This window comes from Nocardiopsis sp. NPDC006198, from assembly GCF_040613895.1.
Lineage (GTDB): Bacteria > Actinomycetota > Actinomycetes > Streptosporangiales > Streptosporangiaceae > Nocardiopsis > Nocardiopsis tropica.
In genome coordinates this window covers 146043-171259 of record NZ_JBEXSY010000005.1, presented here as the reverse complement: position 1 = coordinate 171259, position 25217 = coordinate 146043, and the positions used below count along the sequence as shown (strand labels likewise).

At 72.7% G+C, this 25217-nt stretch carries 18 protein-coding genes; 8 read left to right on the top strand and 10 right to left on the bottom strand.

Annotated elements, in window-relative coordinates:
* Positions 1-56 precede the first annotated feature (56 nt).
* Positions 57-965 (top strand): helix-turn-helix transcriptional regulator, encoded by a 909-nt coding sequence (locus ABZ234_RS06045; protein ID WP_267947977.1) that lies wholly within the window; start codon positions 57-59, stop codon positions 963-965.
* Positions 966-1382: 417 nt separating this feature from the next.
* Positions 1383-1619 (top strand): DUF397 domain-containing protein, encoded by a 237-nt coding sequence (locus tag ABZ234_RS06040; RefSeq protein ID WP_267947976.1) that lies wholly within the window; start codon positions 1383-1385, stop codon positions 1617-1619.
* A gap of 343 nt (positions 1620-1962) precedes the next feature.
* On the opposite strand, the gene ABZ234_RS06035 is transcribed toward ABZ234_RS06040, so the two are convergent.
* Complete coding sequence (locus ABZ234_RS06035; protein ID WP_267950233.1) at positions 1963-3309, bottom strand: lysine 2,3-aminomutase; 1347 nt, start codon at positions 3307-3309, stop codon at positions 1963-1965.
* A 425-nt stretch (positions 3310-3734) separates the two neighbouring features.
* Between ABZ234_RS06035 and plsX the strand changes: the two genes are divergently transcribed.
* From plsX to ABZ234_RS06020, 3 genes are all read left to right on the top strand, one after another.
* A complete protein-coding gene (plsX, locus tag ABZ234_RS06030; protein WP_344179895.1) occupies positions 3735-4871 on the top strand; it encodes a phosphate acyltransferase PlsX in 1137 nt (378 codons plus the stop codon).
* 112 nt (positions 4872-4983) lie between these two features.
* The gene (argS, locus tag ABZ234_RS06025; RefSeq protein ID WP_267947974.1) at positions 4984-6729 is read left to right on the top strand and encodes an arginine--tRNA ligase; all 1746 of its coding nucleotides are present in this window, start codon (positions 4984-4986) and stop codon (positions 6727-6729) included.
* A 301-nt stretch (positions 6730-7030) separates the two neighbouring features.
* Positions 7031-7636 (top strand): YceI family protein, encoded by a 606-nt coding sequence (locus tag ABZ234_RS06020; RefSeq protein ID WP_267947973.1) that lies wholly within the window; start codon positions 7031-7033, stop codon positions 7634-7636.
* Positions 7637-7727: 91 nt separating this feature from the next.
* On the opposite strand, the gene ABZ234_RS06015 is transcribed toward ABZ234_RS06020, so the two are convergent.
* Complete coding sequence (locus ABZ234_RS06015; protein ID WP_355011191.1) at positions 7728-8684, bottom strand: ribokinase; 957 nt, start codon at positions 8682-8684, stop codon at positions 7728-7730.
* A complete protein-coding gene (locus tag ABZ234_RS06010; protein ID WP_355011190.1) occupies positions 8681-9514 on the bottom strand; it encodes an exodeoxyribonuclease III in 834 nt (277 codons plus the stop codon). Before ABZ234_RS06010 ends, ABZ234_RS06015 begins: the two co-directional genes overlap by 4 nt.
* A 438-nt stretch (positions 9515-9952) precedes the next feature.
* On the opposite strand from ABZ234_RS06010, the gene ABZ234_RS06005 reads away from it, so the two are divergent.
* Positions 9953-11179 (top strand): crosslink repair DNA glycosylase YcaQ family protein, encoded by a 1227-nt coding sequence (locus ABZ234_RS06005; protein ID WP_355011189.1) that lies wholly within the window; start codon positions 9953-9955, stop codon positions 11177-11179.
* Positions 11180-11254: 75 nt separating this feature from the next.
* Here ABZ234_RS06005 and ABZ234_RS06000 read toward each other — a convergent pair whose 3' ends face one another.
* Complete coding sequence (locus ABZ234_RS06000; RefSeq protein ID WP_267947969.1) at positions 11255-12397, bottom strand: acetyl-CoA C-acetyltransferase; 1143 nt, start codon at positions 12395-12397, stop codon at positions 11255-11257.
* 80 nt (positions 12398-12477) lie between these two features.
* Positions 12478-14508: an MDR family MFS transporter gene (locus tag ABZ234_RS05995; protein WP_355011188.1), complete on the bottom strand. Its 2031-nt coding sequence runs from the start codon at positions 14506-14508 to the stop codon at positions 12478-12480.
* Between the two features lie 197 nt (positions 14509-14705).
* On the opposite strand from ABZ234_RS05995, the gene ABZ234_RS05990 reads away from it, so the two are divergent.
* Both ABZ234_RS05990 and ABZ234_RS05985 read left to right on the top strand, forming a co-directional pair.
* Positions 14706-15848, top strand: a complete 1143-nt coding sequence (locus ABZ234_RS05990) for an acyl-CoA dehydrogenase family protein (protein WP_355011187.1) — start codon at positions 14706-14708, stop codon at positions 15846-15848.
* 32 nt (positions 15849-15880) lie between these two features.
* Positions 15881-16048: a hypothetical protein gene (locus ABZ234_RS05985; RefSeq protein WP_267947966.1), complete on the top strand. Its 168-nt coding sequence runs from the start codon at positions 15881-15883 to the stop codon at positions 16046-16048.
* A gap of 101 nt (positions 16049-16149) precedes the next feature.
* Here the strand turns inward: ABZ234_RS05985 and ABZ234_RS05980 are convergent, their stop codons facing one another.
* From ABZ234_RS05980 to ABZ234_RS05960, 5 genes are all read right to left on the bottom strand, one after another.
* Positions 16150-16989, bottom strand: a complete 840-nt coding sequence (locus ABZ234_RS05980) for an NPP1 family protein (RefSeq protein WP_344179907.1) — start codon at positions 16987-16989, stop codon at positions 16150-16152.
* Between the two features lie 402 nt (positions 16990-17391).
* On the bottom strand, positions 17392-19668 hold the full coding sequence (locus ABZ234_RS05975) for a SpoIIE family protein phosphatase (RefSeq protein WP_267947964.1): 2277 nt from the start codon (positions 19666-19668) through the stop codon (positions 17392-17394).
* A gap of 152 nt (positions 19669-19820) precedes the next feature.
* Positions 19821-20522 (bottom strand): metal-dependent transcriptional regulator, encoded by a 702-nt coding sequence (locus tag ABZ234_RS05970; protein ID WP_344179910.1) that lies wholly within the window; start codon positions 20520-20522, stop codon positions 19821-19823.
* Between the two features lie 391 nt (positions 20523-20913).
* Positions 20914-21567, bottom strand: coding sequence for a pyridoxamine 5'-phosphate oxidase (gene pdxH / locus ABZ234_RS05965; protein ID WP_267947962.1), 654 nt, complete (start codon positions 21565-21567; stop codon positions 20914-20916).
* A 60-nt stretch (positions 21568-21627) separates the two neighbouring features.
* The gene (locus tag ABZ234_RS05960) at positions 21628-25152 is read right to left on the bottom strand and encodes an ABC transporter substrate-binding protein (protein WP_355011186.1); all 3525 of its coding nucleotides are present in this window, start codon (positions 25150-25152) and stop codon (positions 21628-21630) included.
* Positions 25153-25217: the final 65 nt, after the last annotated feature.

The window sequence follows — 25217 nt, the reverse complement described above, 5'->3', positions numbered from 1 at the left end:
ACGCGTGGGTATACTGAGCGGTCGCTACGGGCCAAAGCCGCTACACAGGAGGCGATGTGGTCGCCGATCACGCAACGAATCTCCAGGTCACTCAAGATTTTCTGGCCAATTCCAGTGGTGGCCCCACCGTCCTCCGCATTCTCCTCGGAACCCAGCTCCGGCGGCTCCGCCAGGAGAAGGGCATTTCGCGGCACGACGCCGGATACGCCATCCGGGCCTCCCACGCCAAGATCAGCCGCATGGAGCTCGGCCAGGTCAGCTTCAAGCGCCGGGACGTGGACGACCTCCTCCAGCTCTACGGGGTGGACGACCCCCAGCAGCGCGAGGCCCTCCTCGGCCTGATCTCCAGCGCCAACGCCCAGGGCTGGTGGCACAAGTACGGCGACGTGCTGCCCCAGTGGTTCGGCGTCTACGTCGGCCTGGAGGAGTCCGCCTCGATCATCCGCACCTACGAGGTCCAGTTCGTCCCGGGGCTGCTCCAGAGCGAGGACTACGCCCGCTCGGTCATCCGGCTGTCCCGGACGGCCACCTCCGAGGAGGACGTCGACAGCCGGGTGATGATGCGCATGCACCGCCAGCGCAGATTCGTGGAACCCCAGGCCCCGCGCCTGTGGGCCGTGATAGACGAGGCCGTCCTGCACCGCCCCTACGGCGACGCCGAGGTGATGCGCGGCCAGGTCGAGCACCTGATCGAGATGGCCCGGCGCCCCAACATCACCATCCAGATCGCGACCTTCGCGATGGGCGGGCACCCCGCCGCGGGCGGCCCGTTCAGCATCCTGCGGTTCCCCACCCCCCAGCTGCCCGACGTGGTCTACCTGGAGCAGCTGAGCAGCGCCCTGTACTTCGACAAGTACGAGGACACCAACCGCTACTCCCAGACGATGGACCACCTCGCCACCCAGGCGCCGCCGCCCACCGCCACCGAGGAGATCCTCCGCGGCTTCCTGGAGCGCTACCCCTGACCCTCCCCGCCTCCCCGCACCCTCCGCCGCACGCCCGGTCGCTCTCAGCGCCCGGGCGTTCGCTTTGCGCTCCCGGAGCGGGTTCCCGGCTGACCGGCTTCGGCCACGAGTGGAGAACGATCCGGCCCCGGAGAACCGCGCGCCTCTCCCCCACGTTAGGTGTGACGTGCGGTTTCGGACCCGAATCACCCGCCGTCCTTGCATAGGTACTTACGGACGTAATCACCAATGCACGTGCATGAGCTACGCTCTGACTCGCACCGGGACGAAACAACCCACCACGGGACGGTTCGCCCCCGACAGGGCGTCCGCCCGCAAGGCGGGCCCGGTGGCGAGACACGACGGGCGCGGTGAAGGATCTACCGCGTGTGGACAGATCCCCGCTCACGAGTCCCCCCGAAGTTCCAGGAGGTTGAGATGCATCCGATCTACAACGGCGTTCCCGCGAGCCGGCTGCCCAAGGTCGTCTGGACCAAGAGCAGCTGGAGCAATCCGGACGGGAACTGCGTCGAGGTCGCCGCGCTCCCGGACGGGGACATCGCCGTGCGCAACTCCCGCGACCCCCAGGGGCCGGCGCTCGTGTACACCCCCGCCGAGATCGAGGCCTTCGTCCGCGGCGCCAAGACCGGTGACTTCGACGCCCTCCTGAGGTGACACCGCCCCGGAGGGCCGCGACCCCCTCGCCGCACCTCCGACCTCCCCCGCCCCCGGTCCCCCGCGACCGCCCCACCGAGACCAGCCCCGGAAGACGTCCGCGCCGATGGCCCCCGTGACCACCCCGGTTCACGGGGAGGCCTCTCCGTCCACGGCGCGGACGCACGCGGAGCCCGGCACCACGATGTGGTGCCGGGCTCCGTCGCGTCCGGCCGGGGCCGCCGGCGCGGCCCGCCCCAGGGACGCTCCAATTCCCCTGGGACGGGGCGCCGACGGCCCCACCGGGCCTCCGCGGTCCTTCCGATGCCCTGCGCCCGGGCCCCGCTCCGCGGACGGGCGGTTCCTACAGGCGGGTGGGGTCCACCGGTCCGCCGCTCCCGCCGACCGGCGGAGCCTCCCACGGGAAGTGGGTGGCGCCCAGGGCGGGCTTGAGGTCGAACAGCCACGCCGCCTTCTCGTCGTACTTGGCGAAGAAGGGGCGGCCGACCAGCTCCGGGTCCCGGGCCTGGATGAAGCGCAGGACGAAGACCTTCTCGCCCGCCACCTCCGCCACGCCGTCGACGCAGACCTTGCCCGGCGTCGCCGACATCGAGGGCCCCCGCACCGTGCGGGCCAGCCCGGACACCTTCGTGTAGGCGCCGCGGAAGATCTCGTAGGCCTCGGCGAGCGGGACCGCGAAGTAGTCCTGGGGACCGGTGTCGCGCTCCACGAACATGTAGTACGGGACCATCCCGTGCCGCAGGTGGGTGCGCCACATGCTCTCCCACACGGCGGGGTCGTCGTTGATCGTGCGGATCAGCGGCGCCTGCGTGCGGATGACCGCCCCGGTCGAGCGGACGCGGCGGACCGCCTCCTGGACCAGCTCGGGACGCATCTCGTTCGGGTGCGAGAAGTGGGCCATGAACGCGAGGTTCTTGCCCGACGCGACGACCTTCTCGAAGAGGCGCAGGGTGTCGTCGGCGTCCGGGTCGGTGACGAAGCGCTGCGGCCAGTAGGCCAGCGCCTTCGTACCGATGCGGATGGCCTCCAGGTGCTCGATCTCCAGCAGCGGCTCGATGTAGCGGGAGATCACCCCCTCGCCCATGATCATCGGGTCGCCGCCGGTGAACAGCACGCTGGTGACCTCGGGGTGCGTGCGGACGTAGTCGACCAGCTGGTCGATCTCGCTCGACGCGAACTTGAGGTCGGCGTCGCCGACGAACTGGGCCCAGCGGAAGCAGTACGTGCAGTACGCGTGACAGGTCTGCCCCTGCTTGGGGAAGAAGAGCACGGTCTCCTTGTACTTGTGCTGGACGCCGGGGATGGGCTCCTCGTCGGCCGTCTTCGGCACGTTGAGGTCCATCTGTCCCGCCGGGTGCGGGTTCAGACTCGCCCTGATCCGGTTGGCCGCGTCGTTGAGCTCCTTGCGCGGAGCGCCGGAACGCAGCAGGTCGGACATCCTGGACACGTCGCCCGGGGGCAGCATGTCGGCTTGTGGGAAGACCAGCCGGTAGATCGGATCGTCCGGAGCGGCATCCCAGTCGATCAGCTCGTCGACGACGTAGCTGTTGACGCGGAACGGCAGCACCGTGGCCACCGCCTGCACCGCGAGCCGCTCATCGGCGGCGAGACCGGCTCGCGCGGTGAGCTCGTCGAGGTGTTTCGTCGTGTAGGCACGAAACCGACGTCCGGCGGACGGGGACTGTGCCACGTCTGGCGTAACGCTCACGCTTCTCCTCTCCTGTGTGTGTGCAGGGCCGCCCCCGGGCAATCGGGCAGCCCTGATCCGGCGGCTCCGGTGCGGGTGCACCGGTCGACCTCCGAAACGGGATCCAGTGTGGTTGTCCTACGCTCTCGGAGCGTGATGAGGCCCTGAGCCAGCGAGCGGATATACCCGGATTAGGGCTTTTGTACCCATCTCACTCCAAGTCCAGCCCTGACCAGGACATACGGGAAGTATCCTCGCATGAGTGGACGAACAGGCCTTACGGCGTCGCCCCGGGAGCGAACCGGTAGCGTGGCACCACACCCTCGCGCGACCCTGGCCCCCGCGTGCCCTCCGGCGCCGCCGGAACAACGGGACCTGCGCGCACACAGTGCGGAACGCCCACCACGACCCGTGAGGGAAGCACCGAGTTGACTGGTACATCCGACGCGGAAGCGCCCGCCCCATCCCGCACCTCCCCGCCGATCATCGCCGTGGACGCCATGGGTGGTGACAACGCGCCCTCCGAGATCGTGAAGGGCGCCGTCATGGCCGTCCGCGAACTCGGGCTCCGTGTGCTCCTCGTGGGCAGGCGCACCGAGATCGCCGCCCTCCTCGCCGAGGAGGGCGCCCTGCGGGACATCCCCGTCGTCCACGCCGAGGACAACCTGGCCATGCACGAGGGCGCCCTCGCCAGCTGGCGCCGCCCCCGCTCCAGCGCGGCCGTCTCCTGCCGCCTCATCCGGCGCGGCGACGCCGACGCCCTCGTCTCCGCGGGCTCCACCGGCGGCATCGTCGCGACGTCCACCGTCCGCCTGCGCACCCAGCCCGGGGTCCTGCGCCCCGCCCTCGCCGTGACGCTCCCCACCGGCGAGACGCCGACGATCATGGTGGACGCCGGGGCCAACGCCGACGCCAAGCCCGAGATGCTCGTCCAGTTCGCCCACCTGGGCTGCGCCTACGCCCAGACCGCCTTCGGCGTGCGCCGTCCGCGCGTGGGCCTGCTGACCATCGGGTCCGAGCCGGGCAAGGGCAACAAGCTCGTCCGCAGGGCCACCGAGCTGCTGTCCGCGACGGCGGAGGGCTCCCCGTCCATGGACTTCCGCGGCAACATCGAGGGCCACGACCTCCTCGCCCGCAAGGTCGACGTGGTGGTCACCGACGGCCACACCGGCAACGTCGCCCTCAAGTCCGTGGAGGGCACCGCCGCCTTCGCCATGGACCTCGTCCGCGACGCGCTGACCTCCACCGCCGCGGCCAAGGCCGGGGCCCTGCTCCAGCGCAGGGCGCTCCGCCGCCTGCGCGAACGGCTCGACAGCGAGACCTACGGCGGCGCCGCCCTCCTCGGCCTCAACGGAACCGTGGTCATCGCCCACGGCGGCAGCCACGCCAAGGGCGTCGCCCGGGCCTGCCAGCTGGCGCACGACCTGGCCGGCGGCCGCATCGGCGAGCAGATCCGCCGCCGGGTGCACCACCGCTCCTCCAACTGGCTCCACCGCCTGGCCCAGTCCGAGGCCCCGCCCCCGTCCCCTCCCGGCGCCCTGCCGCCGGCCCCGGAGGGCCGCTGAGCGGGATCCGGGCCGGGCCTCGCGCCCCGCTCCCGGGCGCAGGAGAGGGCCCCGTGCCGTGTCACCCCGCGAGGGGCGGGGACAGGGGGCTCAGGTCGGTACGCTTAGGGGCATGGCCGACCCGCAGGAAGTACTCTCGCGACGGGTCCAGTCCGCCCTCGGCGCCGCCTTCGGCCCCGAGTTCGCCGACACCGACCCCGTCATCCGCCCGTCCCAGTTCGCCGACTACCAGGCGAACGCCGCCCTCGCGCTCGCCAAGCGCCTGGGCCGAAAGCCGCGCGAGGTCTCCGCGGCGATCATGGAGCACCTCGACGTGGCCGACGTCTGCCGCGCCGTCGAGGTGAGCGGGCCGGGCTTCATCAACCTGACGCTGCGCGAGGACTGGATCGCGGACCAGACCCGCCTGCTCCTGGAGGACCCGCGCGTGGGCGTCCCCGTCCAGGAGCGCCTCGACATCCCCCTCGACTACTCCGCGCCCAACGTGGCCAAGGAGATGCACGTCGGGCACCTGCGCACCACCGTGGTCGGCGACTCCCTCGCCCGCACCCTGGAGTTCCTGGGCCACAACGTCATCCGGCAGAACCACATCGGCGACTGGGGCACCCCCTTCGGCATGCTCATCGAGCACCTGCTGGAGGTCGGCGAGGAGTCCGCCGAGGCGGACCTGCTCACCAGCGACCCCAACGCCTTCTACCAGTCGGCGCGCACCAAGTTCGACTCCTCCGGGCCCGGCGCGGACGACTTCGCCGCGCGTGCGCGCCGCCGGGTGGTGGCCCTCCAGGGCGGGGACGAGGAGACCCTGCGCCTGTGGCGCGAGCTCGTCGGGCTGTCCAGGGTCTACTTCAACAAGGTGTACGCCAAGCTCGGGGTGACCCTCACCGACGACGACCTCGCCGGGGAGAGCACCTACAACGCCGTGCTCGCCGACGTCTGCGACGAGCTGGAGGCCAAGGGCATCGCGGAGGTCAGCGAGGGCGCGCTCTGCGTGTTCCTGGAGGGCTTCATCGGCCGCGAGGACAAGCCGGTCCCCCTGATCATCCGCAAGAGCGACGGCGGCTACGGCTACGCCACCACCGACCTGGCGACCGTCCGCCACCGCGTGGAGGACCTCAAGGCCGACCGCATCCTGTACGTGGTGGGCGCCCCGCAGGCCATGCACTTCAAGATGGTGTGGGCGACCGCCCGCAAGGCCGGGTGGCTGCCGGACGGCGTCGAGGTCACCCACGTGCAGATCGGCAACGTGCTCGGCGGCGACGGCAAGATCCTGCGGACCCGCAGCGGCGCGCCCGTCCGCCTGATGGCGCTGCTGGACGAGGCCGTCGAGCGGGCCGCCGCCGTCGTGGCGGAGAACCGCCCCGACCTCGGCGCCGAGGAGCAGGCCGAGATCGCCCGCCAGGTGGGCATCGGCGCGGTCAAGTACGCGGACCTGTCGGTCTCCCACGACACCGAGTACACGTTCGACTTCGACCGCATGCTGGCCCTGACCGGCAACACCGGCCCCTACCTCCAGTACGCGCAGGCGCGGATCCGGTCCATCTTCCGCAAGGGCGGGCTGGACCTGTCCTCGCCCCGGGGCGGGATCACCGTCTCCGAGGGCGCGGAGCGCGACCTCGCGCTCAAGCTGCTGGAGTTCGGCGCCGTGGTGGAGCAGGTCGGCGCCCTGCTCCAGCCGCACCGCCTCTCCGCGTACCTGTTCGAGCTGGCGCAGACGCTCACGGCGTTCTACGAGCACTGCCCGGTGCTGACCGCCCCGACCGAGGCCGAGCGCGAGTCGCGCCTGGCGCTGGTGTCGGTGGCCTTCCGGGTCCTGGTGCAGGGCCTGGACCTGCTGGGCGTGGAGGCTCCCGAGCACATGTAGCGGCGGCGGACCGCACCGGTCCGGCACGCAGCACGACCACCGGACCCGAGGGGGCCGGGGCGGACGACCGCCCCGGCCCCCTCCGCCGTCCGCGGGCACGCCTGGCCGGTTCCGGCCCCGCTCCCGACCCGGGGCCGCGAAGGGGTGACGTGCCTCGTCAGCGGGGGTTTCGCCGCCGTCGGGGACGACAGAGTCCAATGTCTCGTGCCCGGTCGCGCCAGAACTTCGCGTTCCGGGTGGACGTCAGACCTAAGGTATGTGGACAAAAGCCACAGACCGGACAAATAGGGAGCAAATGGCTATGACATCCACCCCCGAGATCGGACCGGGGCCGGGCACCTGGTACCTGGACCCGCTCCACTCCAGCTTGATCTTCGTCGCCCACTACCTGCGCTTCGGCCGGGTCCAGGGCACGTTCGGACGGGCGCGCGGGCATGTGCTCGTCACCGGGGACCCCGCGCGGTCCGAGGTGGAGGTCGTCCTCGACGCGGCCAGCGTCAACACCGGCGTGGGCGCGCGCGACGCCCACCTGCGCTCGGCCGACTTCCTGGACGTGGACCACCACCCCGAGATCCGCTTCGCCTCCACCGGGCTGGAGCCGAGCCGGCGCGGACAGCACTCCTTCCGGCTGTTCGGCGACCTGACCATCCACGGGACGACCCTCCCGGTCACCCTCGACTCCCAGTGGGTCGGCGAGTCCCCGGACTACGTGTCGCCCGCCGACACCTACGGGCACTTCTTCTCCGCGAACACCCGGATCCGCCTCTCCGACTTCGGCGTGGGCGACGGCGGCGAGGTCCCGTGGGGCGGCCGGCTCGTCGGCGACACCGTCGACATCGTGCTGGAGGTCCGCCTCCAGAACCAGGACCCGCGCCCGTTCCTCCAGCAGATCGGGCACACGGCCTGAGGGGCGCCCGTCCCGGGAACCGCACGGGGCGAGCGCCGACACGTCCCGGGACCGTCCCCCGGAACCCGTCCGCCCCCGCCCCGGACCGGCCTCAGGCGACGCCGCCGAGCAGCGCCTCGACCTCCTCGCGGGTGGGCATGGACGAACTGGCGCCGGGCCGCTGGACCGAGAGCGACGCCGCCGCCGCGGCGAACGCCATCGCCTCCTCCGGCGACCGGCCCTCCGCCCTCGCCACCGCGAACGAACCGCAGAAGGTGTCCCCCGCGGCCGTGGTGTCCACCGCCCTCACCTGCCGTGCGGGCGAGGCCACCGCCGCCCCGCCCCTGCGGCCGTGGAGCGAGCCGTCCTCGCCCAGGGTCAGCAGCACCTCCGGGACCAGCTCCAGCAGGGCGGCCAGCGCCTCGCGCGGGTCCGTGCGGCCGGTGATCGCGGCCGCCTCGTGCTGGTTGGGGACCAGGACGTCCACCGACTCCAGCAGCTCCGCGGGCAGGTCGCGCGCGGGGGCCGGGGTCAGGTAGACCGGCACGCCGAGCGCGCGGCCGGTCCGCGCCGCGGAGACCACGGCCTCCATCGGCAGTTCGAGCTGGAGCAGCAGGGCCGCGCTCCCCTCGATGAGCGCCGCGTCGCCGTCGGCCACGCCGGCGACCCCGCCGTTGGCGCCGGGGACGACGATGATCGAGTTGCCCCCCTTGCCGTCCACGACGATGTGGGCGACGCCCGACACCCCGGGGACCGTGCGCAGACCGGACACGCCGACCCCGGCGGCCGCCAGGTTGGCGCGCAGCTCCTCGCCGAAGGCGTCGTCGCCCACCGCTCCGAGGAAGGCCACGTCGGCCCCCGCCCGTGCCGCGGCCACCGCCTGGTTGGCGCCCTTGCCGCCGGGCACCTGGCGGAAGTCGGTGCCCGTCACGGTCTCGCCGCTCGCGGGCACCTCGTCCACGTAGGCGACCAGGTCCATGTTGACGCTGCCGAAGACGGCCACGCGCGGCGCGCCGCCGGAGGCGCCCCCGCCGTCCGTGGTCCCGACCGCTCTGCTCCCGGCGCTCATGCCCCGGCCTCCTTCACCTTGGCGACGGACGCTCCGTCGTTCCCGTCGAGCCCCACGATGACCGGTGCGTGGTCGGAGGCCCCCTTGCCCTTGCGCTCCTCGCGGTCGATGCTCGCGCCGCTCACGCGGGAGGCGAGCGCCGGGGAGGCGAGGACGAAGTCGATGCGCATGCCCCTGCGCTTGGGGAAGGCCAGCCCCTTGTAGTCCCAGTAGGTGTACACGCCGGGTCCCGGGGTGTGCTCCCGGACGACCTCGCGGAACCCCGCGCCGACGAGCTCCTCGAAGGCCGCGCGCTCGGGCGCGGTGACGTGGGTGCTGCCCTCGAACGCGGCCATGTCCCACACGTCGTCGTCCTGCGGGGCGATGTTGAAGTCGCCGACGTAGGCGATCTGCGCGTCGGGGTCCTGCGCGAGGCTCGCGGCGCCCGCCTCGCGCAGCGCCTTCAGCCAGCGCAGCTTGTAGGCGTAGTGGGGGTGGTCGACCTCGCGGCCGTTGGGCACGTACAGGCTCCACACCTGGACACCGCCGCACGTCGCCCCGACGGCGCGCGCCTCGGACTCCTCGGGGTCACCGTATCCGGGCTGGCCGGGGAAGCCGATCCGCACGTCCTCCAGCCCGACGCGGGAGGCGATCGCGACCCCGTTCCACTGGGAGAGGCCGTGGTGGGCGACCTCGTAGCCGCGGTCGGTGAAGACGGAGGCCGGGAACTGGTCGTCCCTGGCCTTGGTCTCCTGGATGGCGAGGACGTCGACGCCGCTCCGGTCCAGCCAGGCCCCGATCCGGTCGACCCTGGCCCTGGCACTGTTCACATTCCAAGTCGCGATACGCACAGCAGAAGGCTAGGCCATGGAGGGGGCCCGGGTGTTCGACGCGGGCTGTGCACGAGGGGGGAACGCCCAGCTGGGCGGGCAGGAACAAAAGGTGCCCCGGTGCGGCCGTCCTCCGCACCGGGGCGTGTGCGACTCCCGGCACGTGTCCGGTCGTTCGTGTCGCCTCTGTTGTGACGGCCGGGACCCCCTCGGGGTTCGCATTGGGCCAAAGGTTTTTTCCACGGAACCGCCGTGCGCGGCCACGGCGAGTCGTCGATCCGCGCGTCACCGGGCACGACGGCGGCGGACACGTGACGCAGGACACACCGGCCGGAGGGGCGGGCGCCGGCGCCCGCCGGCCTCCCGGCTCCGGCGCCGGCCGGTCCGCTGGAGGCCCGTCCCCGCCCCGGCGCCGACCGCGGCGGGTCGACTGTCGCCACCGGGGGCTACCGTGGCGGCATGGCTGAACCGCACCCCCGCCGAGACGCGGACCTCTCCCTCTCCCAGGCGCGCAGGATCGCCCTCGCCGCCCAGGGCTTCGCCGACCCGCGGCCCAGGGGGAGGGCGACCCTGTCCCACCTGGCCCGGGTGGTGCGCCGGGTGGGGATCCTCCAGATCGACAGCGTGAACGTGCTCGCCCGCAGCCAGTACCTGCCCGTGTTCGCCCGCCTGGGGAGCTACGACACCGCGCTGCTGGACCGGGCCGCCACCACGGCCGCGGGGGCGGGCGGCGCGCGCCTGGTGGAGTGCTGGGCCCACGAGGCCAGCCTGGTGCCGCCGGCCACGCGGCAGCTCATGCGCCACCGGATGGACCGCAACCGCGCCCAGACACGGGTCGGCTGGATGAACGGCATCCGGGAGGAGCGGCCCGAACTCCTGAAGGCGGTCCTGGAGGAGGTCGTCCGGATCGGCCCGGCCACCGCCCGCGGCGTGGAGGCCGCCCTCGCGCACGACGCGCCGCGCGCCAAGGACCACTGGGGCTGGAACTGGTCCGACGTCAAGAAGTGCCTGGAGTACCTGTTCTGGATCGGCGACCTGACCTCCAACGGGCGCAACTCCCAGTTCGAGCGGCTCTACGACCTGCCCGAGCGGGTCCTCCCGCCGGAGGTGCGCGACGCCCCGCCCACCACGCCCGAGGAGGCGCACCGGGAGCTGGTGTCCATCGCCGCGCGCACGCACGGCGTCGCCACCGAGCCCTGCCTCCGCGACTACTTCCGGCTCAAGTCCGCCGAGTCCAGGCCCGCCGTGGCCGACCTCGTGGACTCCGGTGAGCTGGTCCCGGTGCGGGTGGAGGGCTGGAACCGCCCCGCCTACCTGCACCGGGACGCCCGGGTGCCCCGCTCGATGGCGGCCCGGGCGCTGCTCAGCCCGTTCGACTCCCTGGTGTGGACGCGCGACCGCGCCGAGGAGCTGTTCGGGTTCCGCTACCGGCTGGAGATCTACGTGCCCGCCGCCAAGCGGGTGCACGGCTACTACGTGCTGCCGTTCCTGCTGGGCGAGGACCTGGTCGCGCGGGTGGACCTCAAGGCGGACCGCGCGTCGGGGACGCTCCTGGCCCAGAGGATCACCCTGGAGGACGGCGCCCCCGCCGACACCGTGCCGGAGCTGGTGGAGCAGCTGGCCGGGATGGCCGCCTGGCTGGGGCTGGAGAACGGCGTCGGGGGCCCCGCCCTGGCCCGCCGGTGAGCGGCGGGCGCGGACGGCGGGTCCGGGGCGGGGGCCGCGCGCCCGCGGGCGGGCACGCGGCCCCGGCGCTCCGGGTCAGACGCGTTCGATGACGGTGACGTTGGCCTGGCCGCCGCCCTCGCACATGGTCTGGAGGCCGTAGCGTCCGCCGGTCCTGTGCAGCTCGGCGATCAGCTTGGTCATCAGGATCGAGCCGGTGGCGCCCAGCGGGTGGCCCAGGGCGATCGCGCCGCCGTTCGGGTTGACCTTGGCCGGGTCGGCGCCCAGCTCCTCGATCCACGACAGCGGCACGGGGGCGAACGCCTCGTTGATCTCGGTGACGTCGATGTCGTCGATGCCCAGCCCGGCCTTGGCCAGGGCGACCCTGGTCGCGGGGATGGGCGCGGTGAGCATGTACACGGGGTCGTCGCCGACCAGGGCCAGCTGGACGACGCGGGCCAGCGGGGTCAGCCCGTGCTGCTCGATCGCGCGCTCGGACGCGATGAGCAGCGCGCCCGCGCCCACGGAGATCTGGCTCGCGACGGCCGCGGTGAGCTCCCACCCCTCGCGCAGCGGCTTGAGGGCGGCCATCTTCTCCAGGGTGGTGTCGGCGCGGACGCCCTCGTCCCGGCTCACCCCGGCGAGGGGGGCGATCTGGTCGTCGAAGCGCCCCTCCTCCTGCGCGGCGGCGGCGCGCCGGTGGCTCTCCAGGGCGAACTCCTCCAGCCGCTCGCGCTTGTAGCCCCACTTCTCGCACATGAGCTGGGCGCCGCGGAACTGGGAGATCTCCTGGAGGCCGTAGCGCCCGGTCCAGCCCTCGCCGTAGAGGGGGAGGTCGTTGTCGAGGGCGAACTGGACGTTGGCGCCCATGGGGACCATGCCCATGTTCTCGACGCCGGCGGCCACGACCAGGTCCTGGGTGCCGGACATGACGCCCTGGGCGGCGAAGTGGACGGCCTGCTGCGAGGAGCCGCACTGGCGGTCGACCGTGACGCCGGGGACGCTCTCGGGGAGGCCGGCGGAGAGCCACGCGGTGCGGGCCAGGTCGAGGGCCTGGGGGCCCGCCTGGCTGACCACGCCCATGACCACGTCCTCGACGGCGGCGGGGTCGACCCCGGTGCGCCGGACGAGCTCCTTGAGCACGTGCGCGCCCAGGTCCGCCGGGTGCACGGCGGCGAGGGCGCCCTTCCTGGTACCGACGGGGGTGCGTACTGCGCCGACGATGTATGCCTCGGCCACGGTGTCCTCCAAGAGCGTGGGTGACGATAACCGAACTGTATTCGGTTCCCTGGATCCGGCAAGTCCCCGCCCCCGTGCTGCTACAGCCGGTGGGCCCCCTCGCCGAGGCGCGAGGCGTCCCCCTCGTCGCCGAGGGTGTCCGCGGTCATCCGCTCCAGGGCGGCGACCACCTCCGGGTGCTCCCCGGGCCCGTAGTCGGCCAGCAGCGAGCGCAGCGCGGTGCGCTGGGCGTCGAACACCTGTCGGGCCGCGTCCGCCCCGCGCCGGCTCAGCTCCCAGGCCCCGCCCCCGCCCGTCAGGTATCCGGCCTCCTCCAGCTCCCGGCGCACACCCTCCCAGGCGTCCTCGCCCAGCCCCGACATCCGTGCGAGCTCCGCCCCGGTGAGCGGCCCGGTGACGCCGAGGTGGCTGAGCGCCCAGCACGCGCGCGGCGAGATCTCCAGCCCCGCCGCCTCGCGCAGGCGCCCGTACATCTCGTCCGCGCCCTCCCTGCCGCAGGCCCGGTACACCTCGCGCTCGACGTGCTCCATCGCGCTGCGGCTCCCCGCGGCGACGGGCGGGATCGACTCGTCCAGCCCGGGGGAGCCGACGGTGGTGCGCAGGGGCACCTGCCGCAGGAACAGCGCGAGCACGAACCCGGCCGCCGCCACCGGCACCGCCCACAGGAACACGGTGTCCACGGAGTCGGCGTAGGCCTGGAGGAACGACGCCTGCGCCTCCGGGGGCAGCCGGTCCAGACTGCGGGGGTCGCTCTCCAGGGACGCCGGGTCCACCCCCGGCGGCAGCCGGATCTCCCCGGCGCGGGCCGCCAGGTTCGCCGCCAGCTGCCCGGAGAAGACCGCCCCGAACACGGCCGTGCCGAACGAGCCGCCGATCGACCGGAAGAACGTCGCCGAGGAGGTGGCCACCCCGAGGTCCGCGTAGTCGGCCGCGTTCTGCACGACCACGACCACCACCTGCATCACCAGCCCCAGGCCGAACCCCAGGACGAAGAAGTAGAACCCCATCTCCCAGAGCGAGCTCTCGGGGCCGAGGCGGGAGAGGAGCAGCAGCCCGAGCGAGGTGACGGCCATGCCCACCACGGGATAGGCCTTGTAGTGGCCGGTGCGGGTGACCAGGCGACCGCTGGTGATCGAGGTGAGGAACATGCCCAGCACCATCGGGATCAGGTGGAGGCCGGAGGCCGTCGGGGACAGTCCGTGCACGATCTGGAGGAACAGCGGCAGGAACGCCATCGACCCCATCATCGCGAAGCCCACGCAGAACCCGATGGCCATGGCGACCACGATGGTCGGGTTGCGGAACAGGCTGAGCGGCATGACCGGGTCGGCGGCCCTCCTCGCGGTCAGCCACCATCCGACACCGAGGACGACGCCCACGACGGCGAGCCCCACGACCTGGGGCGAGGCCCACGGGTAGACGCTGCCGCCCCAGGCCGCCACCAGGGTGAGGCACACGGCGGTGGCGGCCAGCAGGAGGATCCCGGCGTAGTCGACCCGGCGGCGACCGGTCGGCGTGCTGGCGGGCAGCACCGCCAGCACCGTGGCGAACGCGAGGACCCCCAGGGGGAGGTTCACGTAGAACACCCACCTCCAGGTCAGGTGGTCGACGAACAGGCCGCCGAGCAGGGGCCCCGCCACGCTGGAGATGCCGAAGACGGCGCCGAACAGCCCCTGGTACTTGCCCCGCTCGCGGGGCGAGACGACGTCGCCGATGATCGCGGAGGCGAGCACCATCAGCCCGCCCCCTCCGAGCCCCTGGACCGCCCGGAAGACGATGAGCTGGAGCATGTCCTGCGCGATGCCGCACAGGGCGGAGCCGACCAGGAAGATCCCGATGCACAGGAGGAAGAGCCGCTTGCGGCCGAACTGGTCGCCGAGCTTGCCCCACAGCGGGGTGACGGCGGTGACGGCGAGCAGGTAGGCGGTGATCACCCACGACAGGTGGTTGAGCCCGCCGAGCTCGGACACGATCGTCGGCAGCGCGGTGGAGACGATCGTCTGGTCCAGGGCGGCCAGGAGCACGGTGAGCATCAGCGCGGTCATGATCACCGCGATCCTGCCGCCCCGGTGCTCCCTGCGTTCCCGGTGGTCGGCCTCGTGCTGCGCCATCGGCTCTCCCCCGTGTCGGGCCGCGCACGGCTCACGGCCCCGCTGCGGCCACAGTAGGAACCCGGGGGCTCCCGTGAGCGGGGAACCGCCCACCGGAACAGGAACTTTGCCGTGGCTTGGAGCCGCCCCTTCAAAACCGAATATGGTTCGGTTACTGTGGCGTCAGCCAGTGATCCCCGACACGTCCGGAGCAGAGCATGAAGCGGGAACTCTTCGACGCCGACCACGACCTCTTCCGCGCATCGGTGGCCGAGTTCCTCGAGCGCGAGGTCGTCCCCTTCCACGCGCAGTGGGAGAAGGACGGGATCGTCCCGCGCGATGTGTGGACCCGGGCGGGCGAGGTGGGGCTCCTCGGCCACGGCGTGCCGGAGGAGTACGGGGGCACCGGCCTGGACGACTACCGGTACAACGCCGTCGTCAACGAGGAGATCTGCCGGGCCCGCGCCAGCGGCCTCGGGATGACCCTCCAGAACGACGTCATGGCGCCGTACATGGTCAAGCTGACCGACGACGAGCAGAAGCGCCGCTGGCTGCCCGGATTCGCCTCGGGCCGGCTGATCGCCGCCATCGCCATGACCGAGCCCGGCACCGGCAGCGACCTCCAGGGCATCCGGACGTCGGCGGTCCGCGACGGCGACGCGTACGTGGTCAACGGCTCCAAGACCTTCATCACCAACGGCGTCAACGCCGACCTGGTGATCGTGGTCTGCCGGACCGACCCCGACGCGGGAGCGCAGGGGTTCTCCCTCCTCATGGTCCAGCGCGGCATGCCCGGCTTCAGCCGGGGCCGCAACCTGGACAAGATCGGCATGAAGGCGCAGGACACCGCCGAGCTGTTCTTCGACGACGTGCGCGTCCCCGCGGCCAACCTGATCGGCACGGAGGGCCAGGGCTTCATCCACCTCATGGAGAACCTGCCGCAGGAGCGCCTGTCCATCGCCACCTGCGCGGTCGCCTCCGCCGGCGCCGTGCTGGAGCACACCGTCGAGTACTGCCGGGAGCGCACCGCCTTCGGGCGTCCGATTGGGCGGTTCCAGAACAGTCGTTTTGTTCTGGCCGAGATTGCCACCGAGGTCGACATGGCCCGCACCTACGTGGATCGGGGCATCCAGCTGCTCAACCGGGGTGAGCTGACCGTCGAGGACGCCGCCATGGCCAAGTGGTGGACCACCGAGATGTGCAACAGGGCCGTGGACCGGTGCCTCCAGCTTCACGGCGGGTACGGGTACATGATGGAATACCCCGTGGCACAGGCTTGGCAGGACACCCGCGTCCAGACGATCTACGGTGGCACCACCGAGATCATGAAGGAGATCGTGGGACGCGGCCTCGGCCTGTGACCTGACAACCCCCTGGAAGGGTCGGAGCAGTCATGAGCGGTGCGTGGGACGGCCTCATCGTCATGGGCCTGCTGGTCGTGCTGCTCGTGATCGGCGTGCGCAGACTCCGGCCCAGGATCCACATCCCCTGGGCGACCAGCGGGATCGTGGTCTTCTTCGTCTTCGTGTGCCTGCTGCTCTGGGCGTGGTCCTGGCGGTAGGGACGGCGCGCCGCCTGCCCCGCCCCGGCGGGGCGGAGCACGGACGCGGCCGGCGGGTGCCGCCCCGTCGCGCGACGGGGCGGGCACCCGGCGACCGCGGCCTAGGCGTAGGGGTCGAACTCGATGCCGTCGGGCTGCGCCCTGGCCAGCGCCCCCGGGAACGAGCCGTCCCTGAGGTCGAGCTGCGCGCTCCCGTAGTCCGCCGACGTGAACGCCTCCCGGATGCCCGGCGGGTAGTGGTCCCAGCTCACCAGGTCCGGGTACTGCCACACGCCGTAGTGGTTCTCCGGCGGGTCGTCGTGCCCGGCCGCGAACCGGAAGGCGTGGGTGGAGGCGCCGTCCTTGTGGTAGACGATCTTGGGGTGGGTGCCCTCCCACAGCACCTCGGACGCCGGCCTCGTGTCGTAGTCGCCGTGCGCCGACGCCGAGACGTGGCGCGCCTCGTCGTCGAACACCCACACCACGACGTGTTCGAGGTCGTGCCGGTGTCCGCAGCAGCCGTGGACGGTCTGGTCCTTCTCGAAGTAGAGCGCGTACATGTACGCGCACCATCCGCTCGCATCGCACTTGGAGCGCGAATACGAGTTCGTGTTGTCGAGGTCGGAACGGTCACGGCAGTTGCCGTTCAGGGCGCCGGAGGTCTTCAGCCCCTCGGCGATGGTCCCGTCCGATCCGATGGCGGGGGACGAATAGCAGCCGTCGGTGTCGTAGTCGAAGGCGGGCTGCCATTTCCCGTCCGCCTCCGCGTGGCTCGCCGGAAGCGCGGGGGGCGGCGCCGCGAAGGCGTGGGCCGGGAGCGCGACGACCAGCGCCAGGGCCCCGACGAGGGAGCGGAGGGCCAGGCGCGGGACACGGCGGCCTGCCCTCCTCGCGGCTCCGGCCCCCGTGGCGGGGGAGGGAGCCCTCCGGTCCGCCGGGACGCGTGGGGAACGGGGACCCACGCCCCTCCGGGCGGACTCGGCGATTCTCGGACCTGCAGAATTGGTACGGGGAACCACTTCTGCTTCTTCCATCGATGTCCTCCACTCCCTGCCCGGGAATCGGTTCATCTTTTTCTGTTGTCGTCGGACAAATTAACCGCGACGGTCGTCCACGACAAGAAGGGCAGGGCGGAAAACGCATTGTTCGCCGGGAATTCGACGCCCGGCCGACCGCACGGCGGGGGACGCCCGGGGGGAGCGGGCGGGGGCGGCGCCGCGTCCGCCGGGTCCGGGAGACGGCGGGAGGGGCGGGGCCGTGGGGCGGGGCCGCAGGGGCCCGCGGAACCGCTGGGACGCACGGGGCCGGCGCGTCACGGAACCGGGCGGGCCGACGGGGTCGGCCGCCGCGGCCCGCGGGAGGGCTCAGCCCTGCGAGCCCTCCTCGTCCTCACCGTGCATCGGCATCTCGAACCAGACCGCCTTGCCGTCCGGCGTGGGACGGGAGCCCCACCGGCTCGCCAGCTGCTCCACCAGGTAGAGGCCGCGGCCGCCCTCGTCGTCGGCGGCCGCGCTGCGGATGCGGGGCAGGCGCAGGTCGTGGTCGAAGACCTCCACCCACACGGCGGAGGCGCCGCGCCGCAACCGGAGCAGGAACTCCTTGTCGGCGGTGTCCTCTGCGGGTTCGTCGTCCTCCTCGGCCGCCGCCTCCAGCAGGTCCGTCCAGTCCTCGTCGAACTCGTCCGCCGCCGACCCCGCGCCGAGGGGCGTCTCCGAGTCCAGGACGCCGTTGCCGGTGAACTCGCGGTGCACGGGGTGGGGGGTCGCGTGGATGACGACGTTGGTGACGATCTCCGAGACCAGCAGGCAGGCCAGCTCGGACTGGTCGCGGTCCATCCCCCACTCGTCGAAGGTCTTGGCCGCCAGGTGGCGCGCCTCGCCCACGGTGGAGGCCTCCGAGGGGAACCAGCCCTCGCGCAGGGCCAGTGCGTCGGAGTGGGTGCGCACGACCAGCAGCGCGGTGTCGTCGTCCAGCTCGCCGGGGACGCCGTGCAGGGCCGCCTCGGCGATCTCGTCGACGTCCTTGTCCGCGACCTCGGAGACCCGCTCGGCCAGCCTGGCCAGGGCGCGCTCGGGGTCGGGCGCACCGCCGACCGGGTGCCGGTTCACGAGCCCGTCGGTGTACATGACCAGGGTCGCGCCGAGCGGGAGCCGCAGTTCGGCCTGGTGGTAGACGACGTCCTCGGCCGCCCCGCCCTTGGCCCGCACGCCCAGCATGCGGTCGGCCGCCGCCAGGTCGAGCTTGTCGACCGAGTCGGAGGTGACCAGCAGCGGTGTGGCGTGCCCGGCGTTGGCGTAGGACAGCTCGCGCGACCACGCGTCGTAGACCATGTACAGGCAGCTGACGCTGGGGATCCAGGTGCCGCCGCCGTCCTCGTCCGGCTGGCCGAGCTGGCGGACCCACTCGTCGAGTTCGCGGAGGATGTCCGCGGGCTCGCGGTCGGCCTGGGCGAAGGCCCGCAGGGCGGCGCGCAGCTGCCCCATGACCGCGGCGGCGTGCGGACCGCGGCCCTCCACGTCGCCGATGACCAGCCCGACGCGTCCCGCGGAGAGCGGGATGGCGTCGTAGAAGTCGCCGCCGACCTGGGTCTGCACACCGTAGCCGTGCGCCTGGAGGGGCCCGGCGGGCTGGTAGCGGTGGGCGATGGTCAGCCCGTCCAGGTGCGGGAAGTGGTGCGGGAGCAGGCTCCGCTGGAAGGCGAGGGCGGTGCTGCGCTCCTCCTCGAACAGGCGCGCGTTGTCGATGGTCAGGGCCACCCGGGAGGCGATGGCGCCGACGAGGTCGCGGTCGAACCCGCCGTAGGTGCTCTTCTGGCGGGGGGAGAGTCCCGAGAGCGCCAGGGTGAGCACGCCGAGGACCTCGCCGCGTGCCCGCAGGGGGGCGGCGATGGCGGAGGTGACGCCGACCTGCCGGGAGACGGTGTCGGAGCGGGTGCTGGGAGAGTTCTCGAACAGGTAGTCGCTGCTGACGACGGTCTCCATCCGACGCAGCGCCTGGGTGACGAAGTGGCGTTCGGGGTAGCGGACCTCGTCGCCGACCCCGAACCACGTGCGGGGCGGCGGCGTCCACCCCTCGGCGTGCACCGACACCTGTCTGACCAGGCGGTCGTGGTCGTAGAGGTCGATGAAGCAGTGGTCGGCGAACTGCGGCACCAGGATGCCCGCGACGCCCTTGACCGTGGAGTCGAACTCCAGGGAGCTGGCCAGGCGGCTGCCGATGCGTTCGAGCAGTCCGTACTGCTCCTCCACACGGCCGCTGCGCAGGGCCTCGCGGGCGATGAGGGTGATGCCGTCGATCTCGCCGGACTCGTCGCGCATCGGCACGGCCTGGGCGCGCACGTGGATCCACGTGGAGTCGCCCTTGAGGACGGCGAACGTGCCCTCCCAGTGCTCGCCGCGCAGGACGCGGCGGGCCAGCTGGGAGGCGTGTTCGCGGTCCGACTCGTGGATGCCGATGTCGAGGAGGGAGAGGCCGACGTAGTCCCGGCCGCCGACGAACCCGAAGAGCTCGCGGGCGAAGGGGTTCCAGTAGCGCAGCAGGCTGGACCTGTCGATGACGACGATGGCGATCTGCGCCTGGTCCACCACAGCGGCCGTGGTCAGCGCGCCGCTCTCCCGGAAGGGCTCACCCCACCGTGTCATCTAGCCGCCACCTCGCCGTCATGAGCTGCATACATGCCCGCTCCGGGTACCCCGAACGACCGCACCTTGGGGCGAGCGTAGCAACACCGTCAACGTTCCCGCAGCGCAATGTGACAATCCCGATGAGCAACCAATCAACGTGTTCGCGTGGTTCACGGCTTGGCGACGAAGATGTGTCCGGCGACGACCTCGGAGAGGTCGGTCCCCTCGGACTCGCCGCCGATCACGTGGACGCCCCCGTCGGAGGCCCTGAGCACCACTTCCTGCCCGGGTTGTACCCCGGATTCGCGCAAGGTGAGCATGATGTCGGCGTCCGACTGGATCTGCTCGCTGATGCGCCGTACCGTCACGGTCGTCTCGCTGTTGCCCGCGACGTCGATCATCGGAACGATCGAGTCGTCGGTGAAGGGCTCGGGCGAGTAGTTCTCCAGGCCGAGCTCGTCCAGGCCCGGGATCGGGTTGCCGTGGGGGCACACCGAGGGGGCGTTGAGCAGCGTCACGAGGCGCTCCTCCACCGCCTCGGAGATCACGTGCTCCCAGCGGCAGGCCTCGATGTGCACGTCCTCCCAGGGCAGCCCGATGACGTCGACGAGCAGGCGCTCGGCGAGCCGGTGCTTGCGCATGACGTGCGTGGCCAGTCGACGGCCCTCGGCCGTCATGACGAGGTGCCTGTCGTTCTCGACCCGCAGCAGGCCGTCGCGCTCCATGCGGGCCACCGTCTGGCTGACCGTGGGTCCGCTCTGGTGCAGGCGTTCGGCGATACGCGCCCGAAGCGGGACGATGCCCTCCTCCTCGAGCTCGAAAACCGTCCGGAGGTACATCTCCGTGGTGTCGATCAGCCCGTGTGCGGTCAAGTCTCCCCTCCCAAGGCTCTGCGCCCGACGCGCGGTCGCGGCGGGCACGGCAGGTCTCTCACAACACAGGCCGGGACCACGTGATTCCCAGGGGCCGAGTGGGGACCGGGGCGTCCGCAGGACCGCGGGAGCGACCACCGATACGGCAAGCATATCGCGCATCGGCGAGCCCGAATTTCTCCACCGTCCCACAATGTGGACAGCGGAGGGGCGTCGTCCGCCCCTCGGCGCAGGAGTCGCTGGTCCCGGCCCCTCCGGGCCGTTCGCCCCTGGAGGAATGCCCGACGGACCCTTGCGGAGGGCCCTCCGTCGCCACACGGGCCCGGGGCGCGTACCGGACGCGACGGGGATCACCCCGGGGGCGCCCGCACCGGCCCCTCCGCGGCGGGGTTCAGGGGGACAGGCGGTCGATCTCCCACGCGTCCCCGTCGCCGCGCAGGTAGCGGAACCGGTCGTGCATGCGGTCCGGGCCGCCCTGCCAGAACTCGACCTCCTCCGGGACGAGGCGGTAGCCGCCCCAGTAGGAGGGCCTGGGGACCTCCTCGTCCTCGGCCCACACCGTCTCGAAGCCCCGGTACAGGCGGTCGAGCTCGGCGCGGTCCTCCACGGTCCGGGACTGGCGCTCGCTGGCCCAGGCCCCGAGCTGCGAGCCGCGCGGCCGTGTGGCGAAGTAGCGGTCGTTCTCCGCGTCGGAGAGCCGTTCGACCCGCCCGGCCACCAGGACCTGCCGGCGGATGGCGTGCCAGGGGAAGAGGAGGCCGGCGCGGGGGTCCGCGTCCAGCGCCTCCCCCTTCCTGGAGGTGTAGTTGGTGAAGAAGCGCAGCCCGGTCCTGTCGTAGCCCTTCAGCAGCACCGTCCTGGCCCTGGGCATCCCCGAGGGCTCGACGGAGGCCAGGACCATGGCGTTGGGCTCGGCCAGCCCCGACTCGTAGGCCTCCTCGAACCACAGGTGGAACTGCGTCATCGGATGGGCGGCGAGGGAGGAGCGCACCAGGGGTTCACCCGTGTACGGTTTCCGCAGTTCGGCGGGGTTTCGGTGGTCCACAACGGGCATCTTCTCGCGTCGGGCGGTCCCGCGCCACCCCGCCCCGCCCCCCGCTCCCCCTCATACGCAGCCGGGGTCGGCCGGGGGCAGGTCCGCGCTGCTCATGCCGCACCTGTGGATGACGTGCTGGCGGTCCCCGCCCGAGTCGGGTCCCACCAGGACCAGCTGCACCAGGCGCTCCGGGAACCAGTGGCCGTCGACCGAGCCGTCGAACTCGAGGTAGCCCGACATGCCGGTCAGGCCGCGCGTGTCCCGGATCCCGCCCAGGAGCTGGTCGCGCTTGGCCTCGTAGTCCTCCTGGGTCCGGAGGAACGGCCGCCGTTCCAGTCCGACGAACCCCAGCGGCCCCCGCGCGGCGAGCTCCTCGGGGGTCAGGCCGGTGTGCGGCATCGCCCGCGAGACGACGAGGAGGGCGTCGCTGGCCACCGCGGCGTGCGCGATCGACGGGAGCTCGGTCCGCGGGACCGGTTCCCCCTCCTCGTCCCCGTCCTCCCGGTACAGCTCCTCCACGAGGTCGTCCACCGCCGTGTAGAACCCCTGGGAGTCCTCCTCCGCCAGGGCCTCCGACTCGCCCCAGGACCCGCTGGCCGCGAGCGGCGTGTAGAACACCGGGTGTTCGAGGGACTGGCTGATGCGGTCCTCCTCGTCGGCGACGAACTTGGCGATGTCGTCCCCGCCGAGGATGGTCATGTCCCCTCCCACGCACGCCGCGCCGCCCGCGGTCCTGAAGTAGTCGTGGAAGGCCGTGAAGTCCGCGGAGCGCCCGGCGAAGTAGAGCAGGTCGGGCGGGTCCTCCGTGCACAGCCGGTCGAGGTGGTCCCGGAAGGTGGTGTCCTCCTCCAGGTCGCCGCTCCCGTACAGGAGGGTGCCGTCGGCGTACTCCTGCGGCCCGAGCCCCCGGACGCCCTCCCAGACGGAGCCGCCCTCCCTCTGGAAGGCCGCCATGAACAGCTCGGCCAGGTGCGGGCCGTACTGCTCGTGCGGTCCCCCGTCCTCCGCCGCCCCCGCGCTCGCGATGGCCACGGCCGTGCGGGCGGGCTCCAGCCCGTACTCCACCCCCCGGTCGCCGGTCCACGGCACGCCGTTGTAGGCCCAGTGCGCCGCCTGCTCGGCGATGCGGCTGTTGGCGGGGGCGACGGGGAAGAAGAACTCGTTGTGCTGCCGCTCGCCGGACCGGGCGACGTCGTCGTAGGTGGCGGTGGTGCCGACCATCGGTATCCCGGCGTCGCCGACGATCCGGATGGCCTCGCTGTTGGGCGCGACGCTGTGCCCGAAGCCGACGGCGCCGATCGGGCGGTCCATGCCGAGGTACGTGTTCCCGGACCGCGCGGCGATCTCCCGCGCGGTCTCCTCGGCGTGGGACCACGCCTCCCCCGCGTTGCCGATCAGGATCTTGATCTTGGGCGTGCCGTCCCTGCCGACCAGCTCGTTGTGCTGGTCCTGCTGGAAGGCCAGGCCCAGCAGCTCGCCCTGGACCCCGGACAGCGAGGGGTCGCCGGGGTCGGCGATCTCCAGCTCGGCGATGTAGGCGATGGTGACGTAGGGGTCCCCGCTGTCGTCGACCGCCCGGTTCTGGTCCCGGATGCGCTCGGTCACCTCCTCCAGCCGCTCGTGGAACACGAAGTCCCCGAAGGAGACGCCGACGCACTGGCCGTTCCTCGTGTCGATCCCGGCGGGGACCACCAGGCCCCGCTGCACGCAGGGGTGCAGGGCGGGGACGACCACCGTCCCGAGGAGGACCGCCAGGACGACGCAGGCGGCGGCGCCCGCCGTCCAGAGCCCCGCGAGGGCGGGGGCGGTGAACACCCGGACGGGTTCGGGCCGCAAGGAGCCCCGGGGGCGGTCCCCGCGCAGCGGACCGACGTCCAGGGCGACGAGCCGGTGGGCGCCGAGCCGCCCGGCGGCGTGGCGCGCCCTGGCCCAGCGGCCGACCTCCGGGGCCCGCTGCACGGCGCCCTCCCCCTCGGGGAGGGAGGGGTACCGGGCGGTGTCCACCTCTCCCCGCACGAGCGGAGGGGTGGAGCCGCACCGGACCTGCACGATCAGGAGGGGGTCGGGGAAGCCGCGGCGCAGCCGCTCGTCCTCGACGAGGAGGACGAGGTAGCGGGCCACCGGGTCGAGGCGCTCTTGTTCCAGGAGGAGCACGGGGCGCTGCCTGCGCTTGCGCCTGCGGCGCCCGGCCGCGCCGTAGGCGCGGTGGAGGTCGTCGAGGAAGGCGTTGACGGCGAGCCGGTGGACGCCGGGCGGCCTGGTGTCGGCGCTGATCCGCCCGCCCCCCGCGTCGCGGTCGTTGAGCTGGTTGAGGACGTGGATCCCGCGTTCGCGGTGGTTGGGGAGGGCCTTGTCGCCGCCCGCCTCGTGGGTGACGTAGCGGTGCCGGTTGAGCCAGCGGTAGGGCCACCAGGGCAGGAGCACGAAGAACGCGACGACCGCGTAGGCGGCCGTCAGCGCGACGCCGGCGAGGAGGCCGATCAGCTCGTTGACCTGCTGGGCGACCAGGCCCAGGACGGCGAAGGGCGTGGCGGTGACGACGAGGGAGACGACGAAGGCCAGCGGGGTGAGCAGTCTCTCGTCGAGCTTGCCGAAGGTGACCCGGTCGGAGACGCGGGTCGCCCAGCGGGAGGTGCGGGAGGCGGCGGAGGCGAGCCAGCGCCGGCGCACGACGAAGGAGAGCCGGGACCGCTCCCACCGTGACGGTGCTCCGGCCGGGGCACCGTCGTCCCCGGTGTCCGGGCTCCGCCCGCCGGCCGCGTCGAGGAGGCGCTCGCGCCGTTCCCTGGCGCTGTCCAGCCGGACCCGGCGCAGCTCGTTGATGACCTCCACCTGGGTCTTGCTGTCGCTGGTGAGCGCGACGCCGTCCTGGGGGACCTCGGAGCCGGACACGTTGGCCTGCACGGTGGCCGGCTCGCACCTGCGCAGCCACAGCAGGGAGCTCAGGCGGGCGAAGCGGGGAGGGGAGGGGGGCTTGTGGTACCACTTCTGCCCGGGCTGGTCGCCGAGGCGGGCGAGGCGGCCGTCGACCAGGCGTTCCATCAGGTCGTAGAGCTGGTCGGTGGTGACGGGGGCGTCCTCGCCCGGGGGGCCGGCGCCCGGAGGGGCGGCCAGCGGTGCGCCGGTGCTCTCGACGCCCGGGTGCGGCGCGGTCCGGCGCCGCCCGAACCGCCTCCCGGCCCCGTTCCCGGAGGGAGGGCCGCCGTCGCCGGGCCGAGGAGCGGCGGCCGCCCCTCCGGCCTCCGCGCTCCCCCCGGCCCCGCCGGACGGAAGCGGCTCCGCGGGGTCCTCCGCCTCGGGCAGGCGCCACACGAGGTTCGCCCCGCCCCGCTCGACCAGCATGCGCAGGACCTCCGAGCGGTCCGCCGTACCGCGCACGGCCAGGTCCAGGACGGGGGGCGGCTCGGCGACGTCGCCGCGCTGGAGGCCGTCGTGCTTGTCCGCGGGGAGCCGGCGGGCCACGCGGCGCTCCATGCGGGCCAGGAGGGTGTACCTGCGGCGTGGGGGGCGGGCCCGCAGCGCGTCGAAGACGGCCAGGAAACGGGGCGGCGCCCCGGGGGCGGCGGTCCGGTCGCCGGACTCGTCGTCAACCACTCGCGAAAACCCCTTCACGGCTCGTGTCGGTCCCGTCACTCCCCCCGAAGCTGTTTCTCATTAGA

Bases quoted from the DNA above. Each gene is read 5' to 3' on its own strand.
- ABZ234_RS05985 (WP_267947966.1), top strand. From the start codon at position 15,881: ATGAGCGGTGCGTGGGACGGCCTCATCGTCATGGGCCTGCTGGTCGTG.
- ABZ234_RS05995 (WP_355011188.1), bottom strand. From the start codon at position 14,508: ATGGCGCAGCACGAGGCCGACCACCGGGAACGCAGGGAGCACCGGGGC.
- ABZ234_RS05975 (WP_267947964.1), bottom strand. From the start codon at position 19,668: ATGACACGGTGGGGTGAGCCCTTCCGGGAGAGCGGCGCGCTGACCACG.
- ABZ234_RS06015 (WP_355011191.1), bottom strand. From the start codon at position 8,684: ATGAGCGCCGGGAGCAGAGCGGTCGGGACCACGGACGGCGGGGGCGCC.
- ABZ234_RS06005 (WP_355011189.1), top strand. From the start codon at position 9,953: ATGGCTGAACCGCACCCCCGCCGAGACGCGGACCTCTCCCTCTCCCAG.
- ABZ234_RS06040 (WP_267947976.1), top strand. From the start codon at position 1,383: ATGCATCCGATCTACAACGGCGTTCCCGCGAGCCGGCTGCCCAAGGTC.
- ABZ234_RS06020 (WP_267947973.1), top strand. From the start codon at position 7,031: ATGACATCCACCCCCGAGATCGGACCGGGGCCGGGCACCTGGTACCTG.
- ABZ234_RS05990 (WP_355011187.1), top strand. From the start codon at position 14,706: ATGAAGCGGGAACTCTTCGACGCCGACCACGACCTCTTCCGCGCATCG.
- argS (WP_267947974.1), top strand. From the start codon at position 4,984: ATGGCCGACCCGCAGGAAGTACTCTCGCGACGGGTCCAGTCCGCCCTC.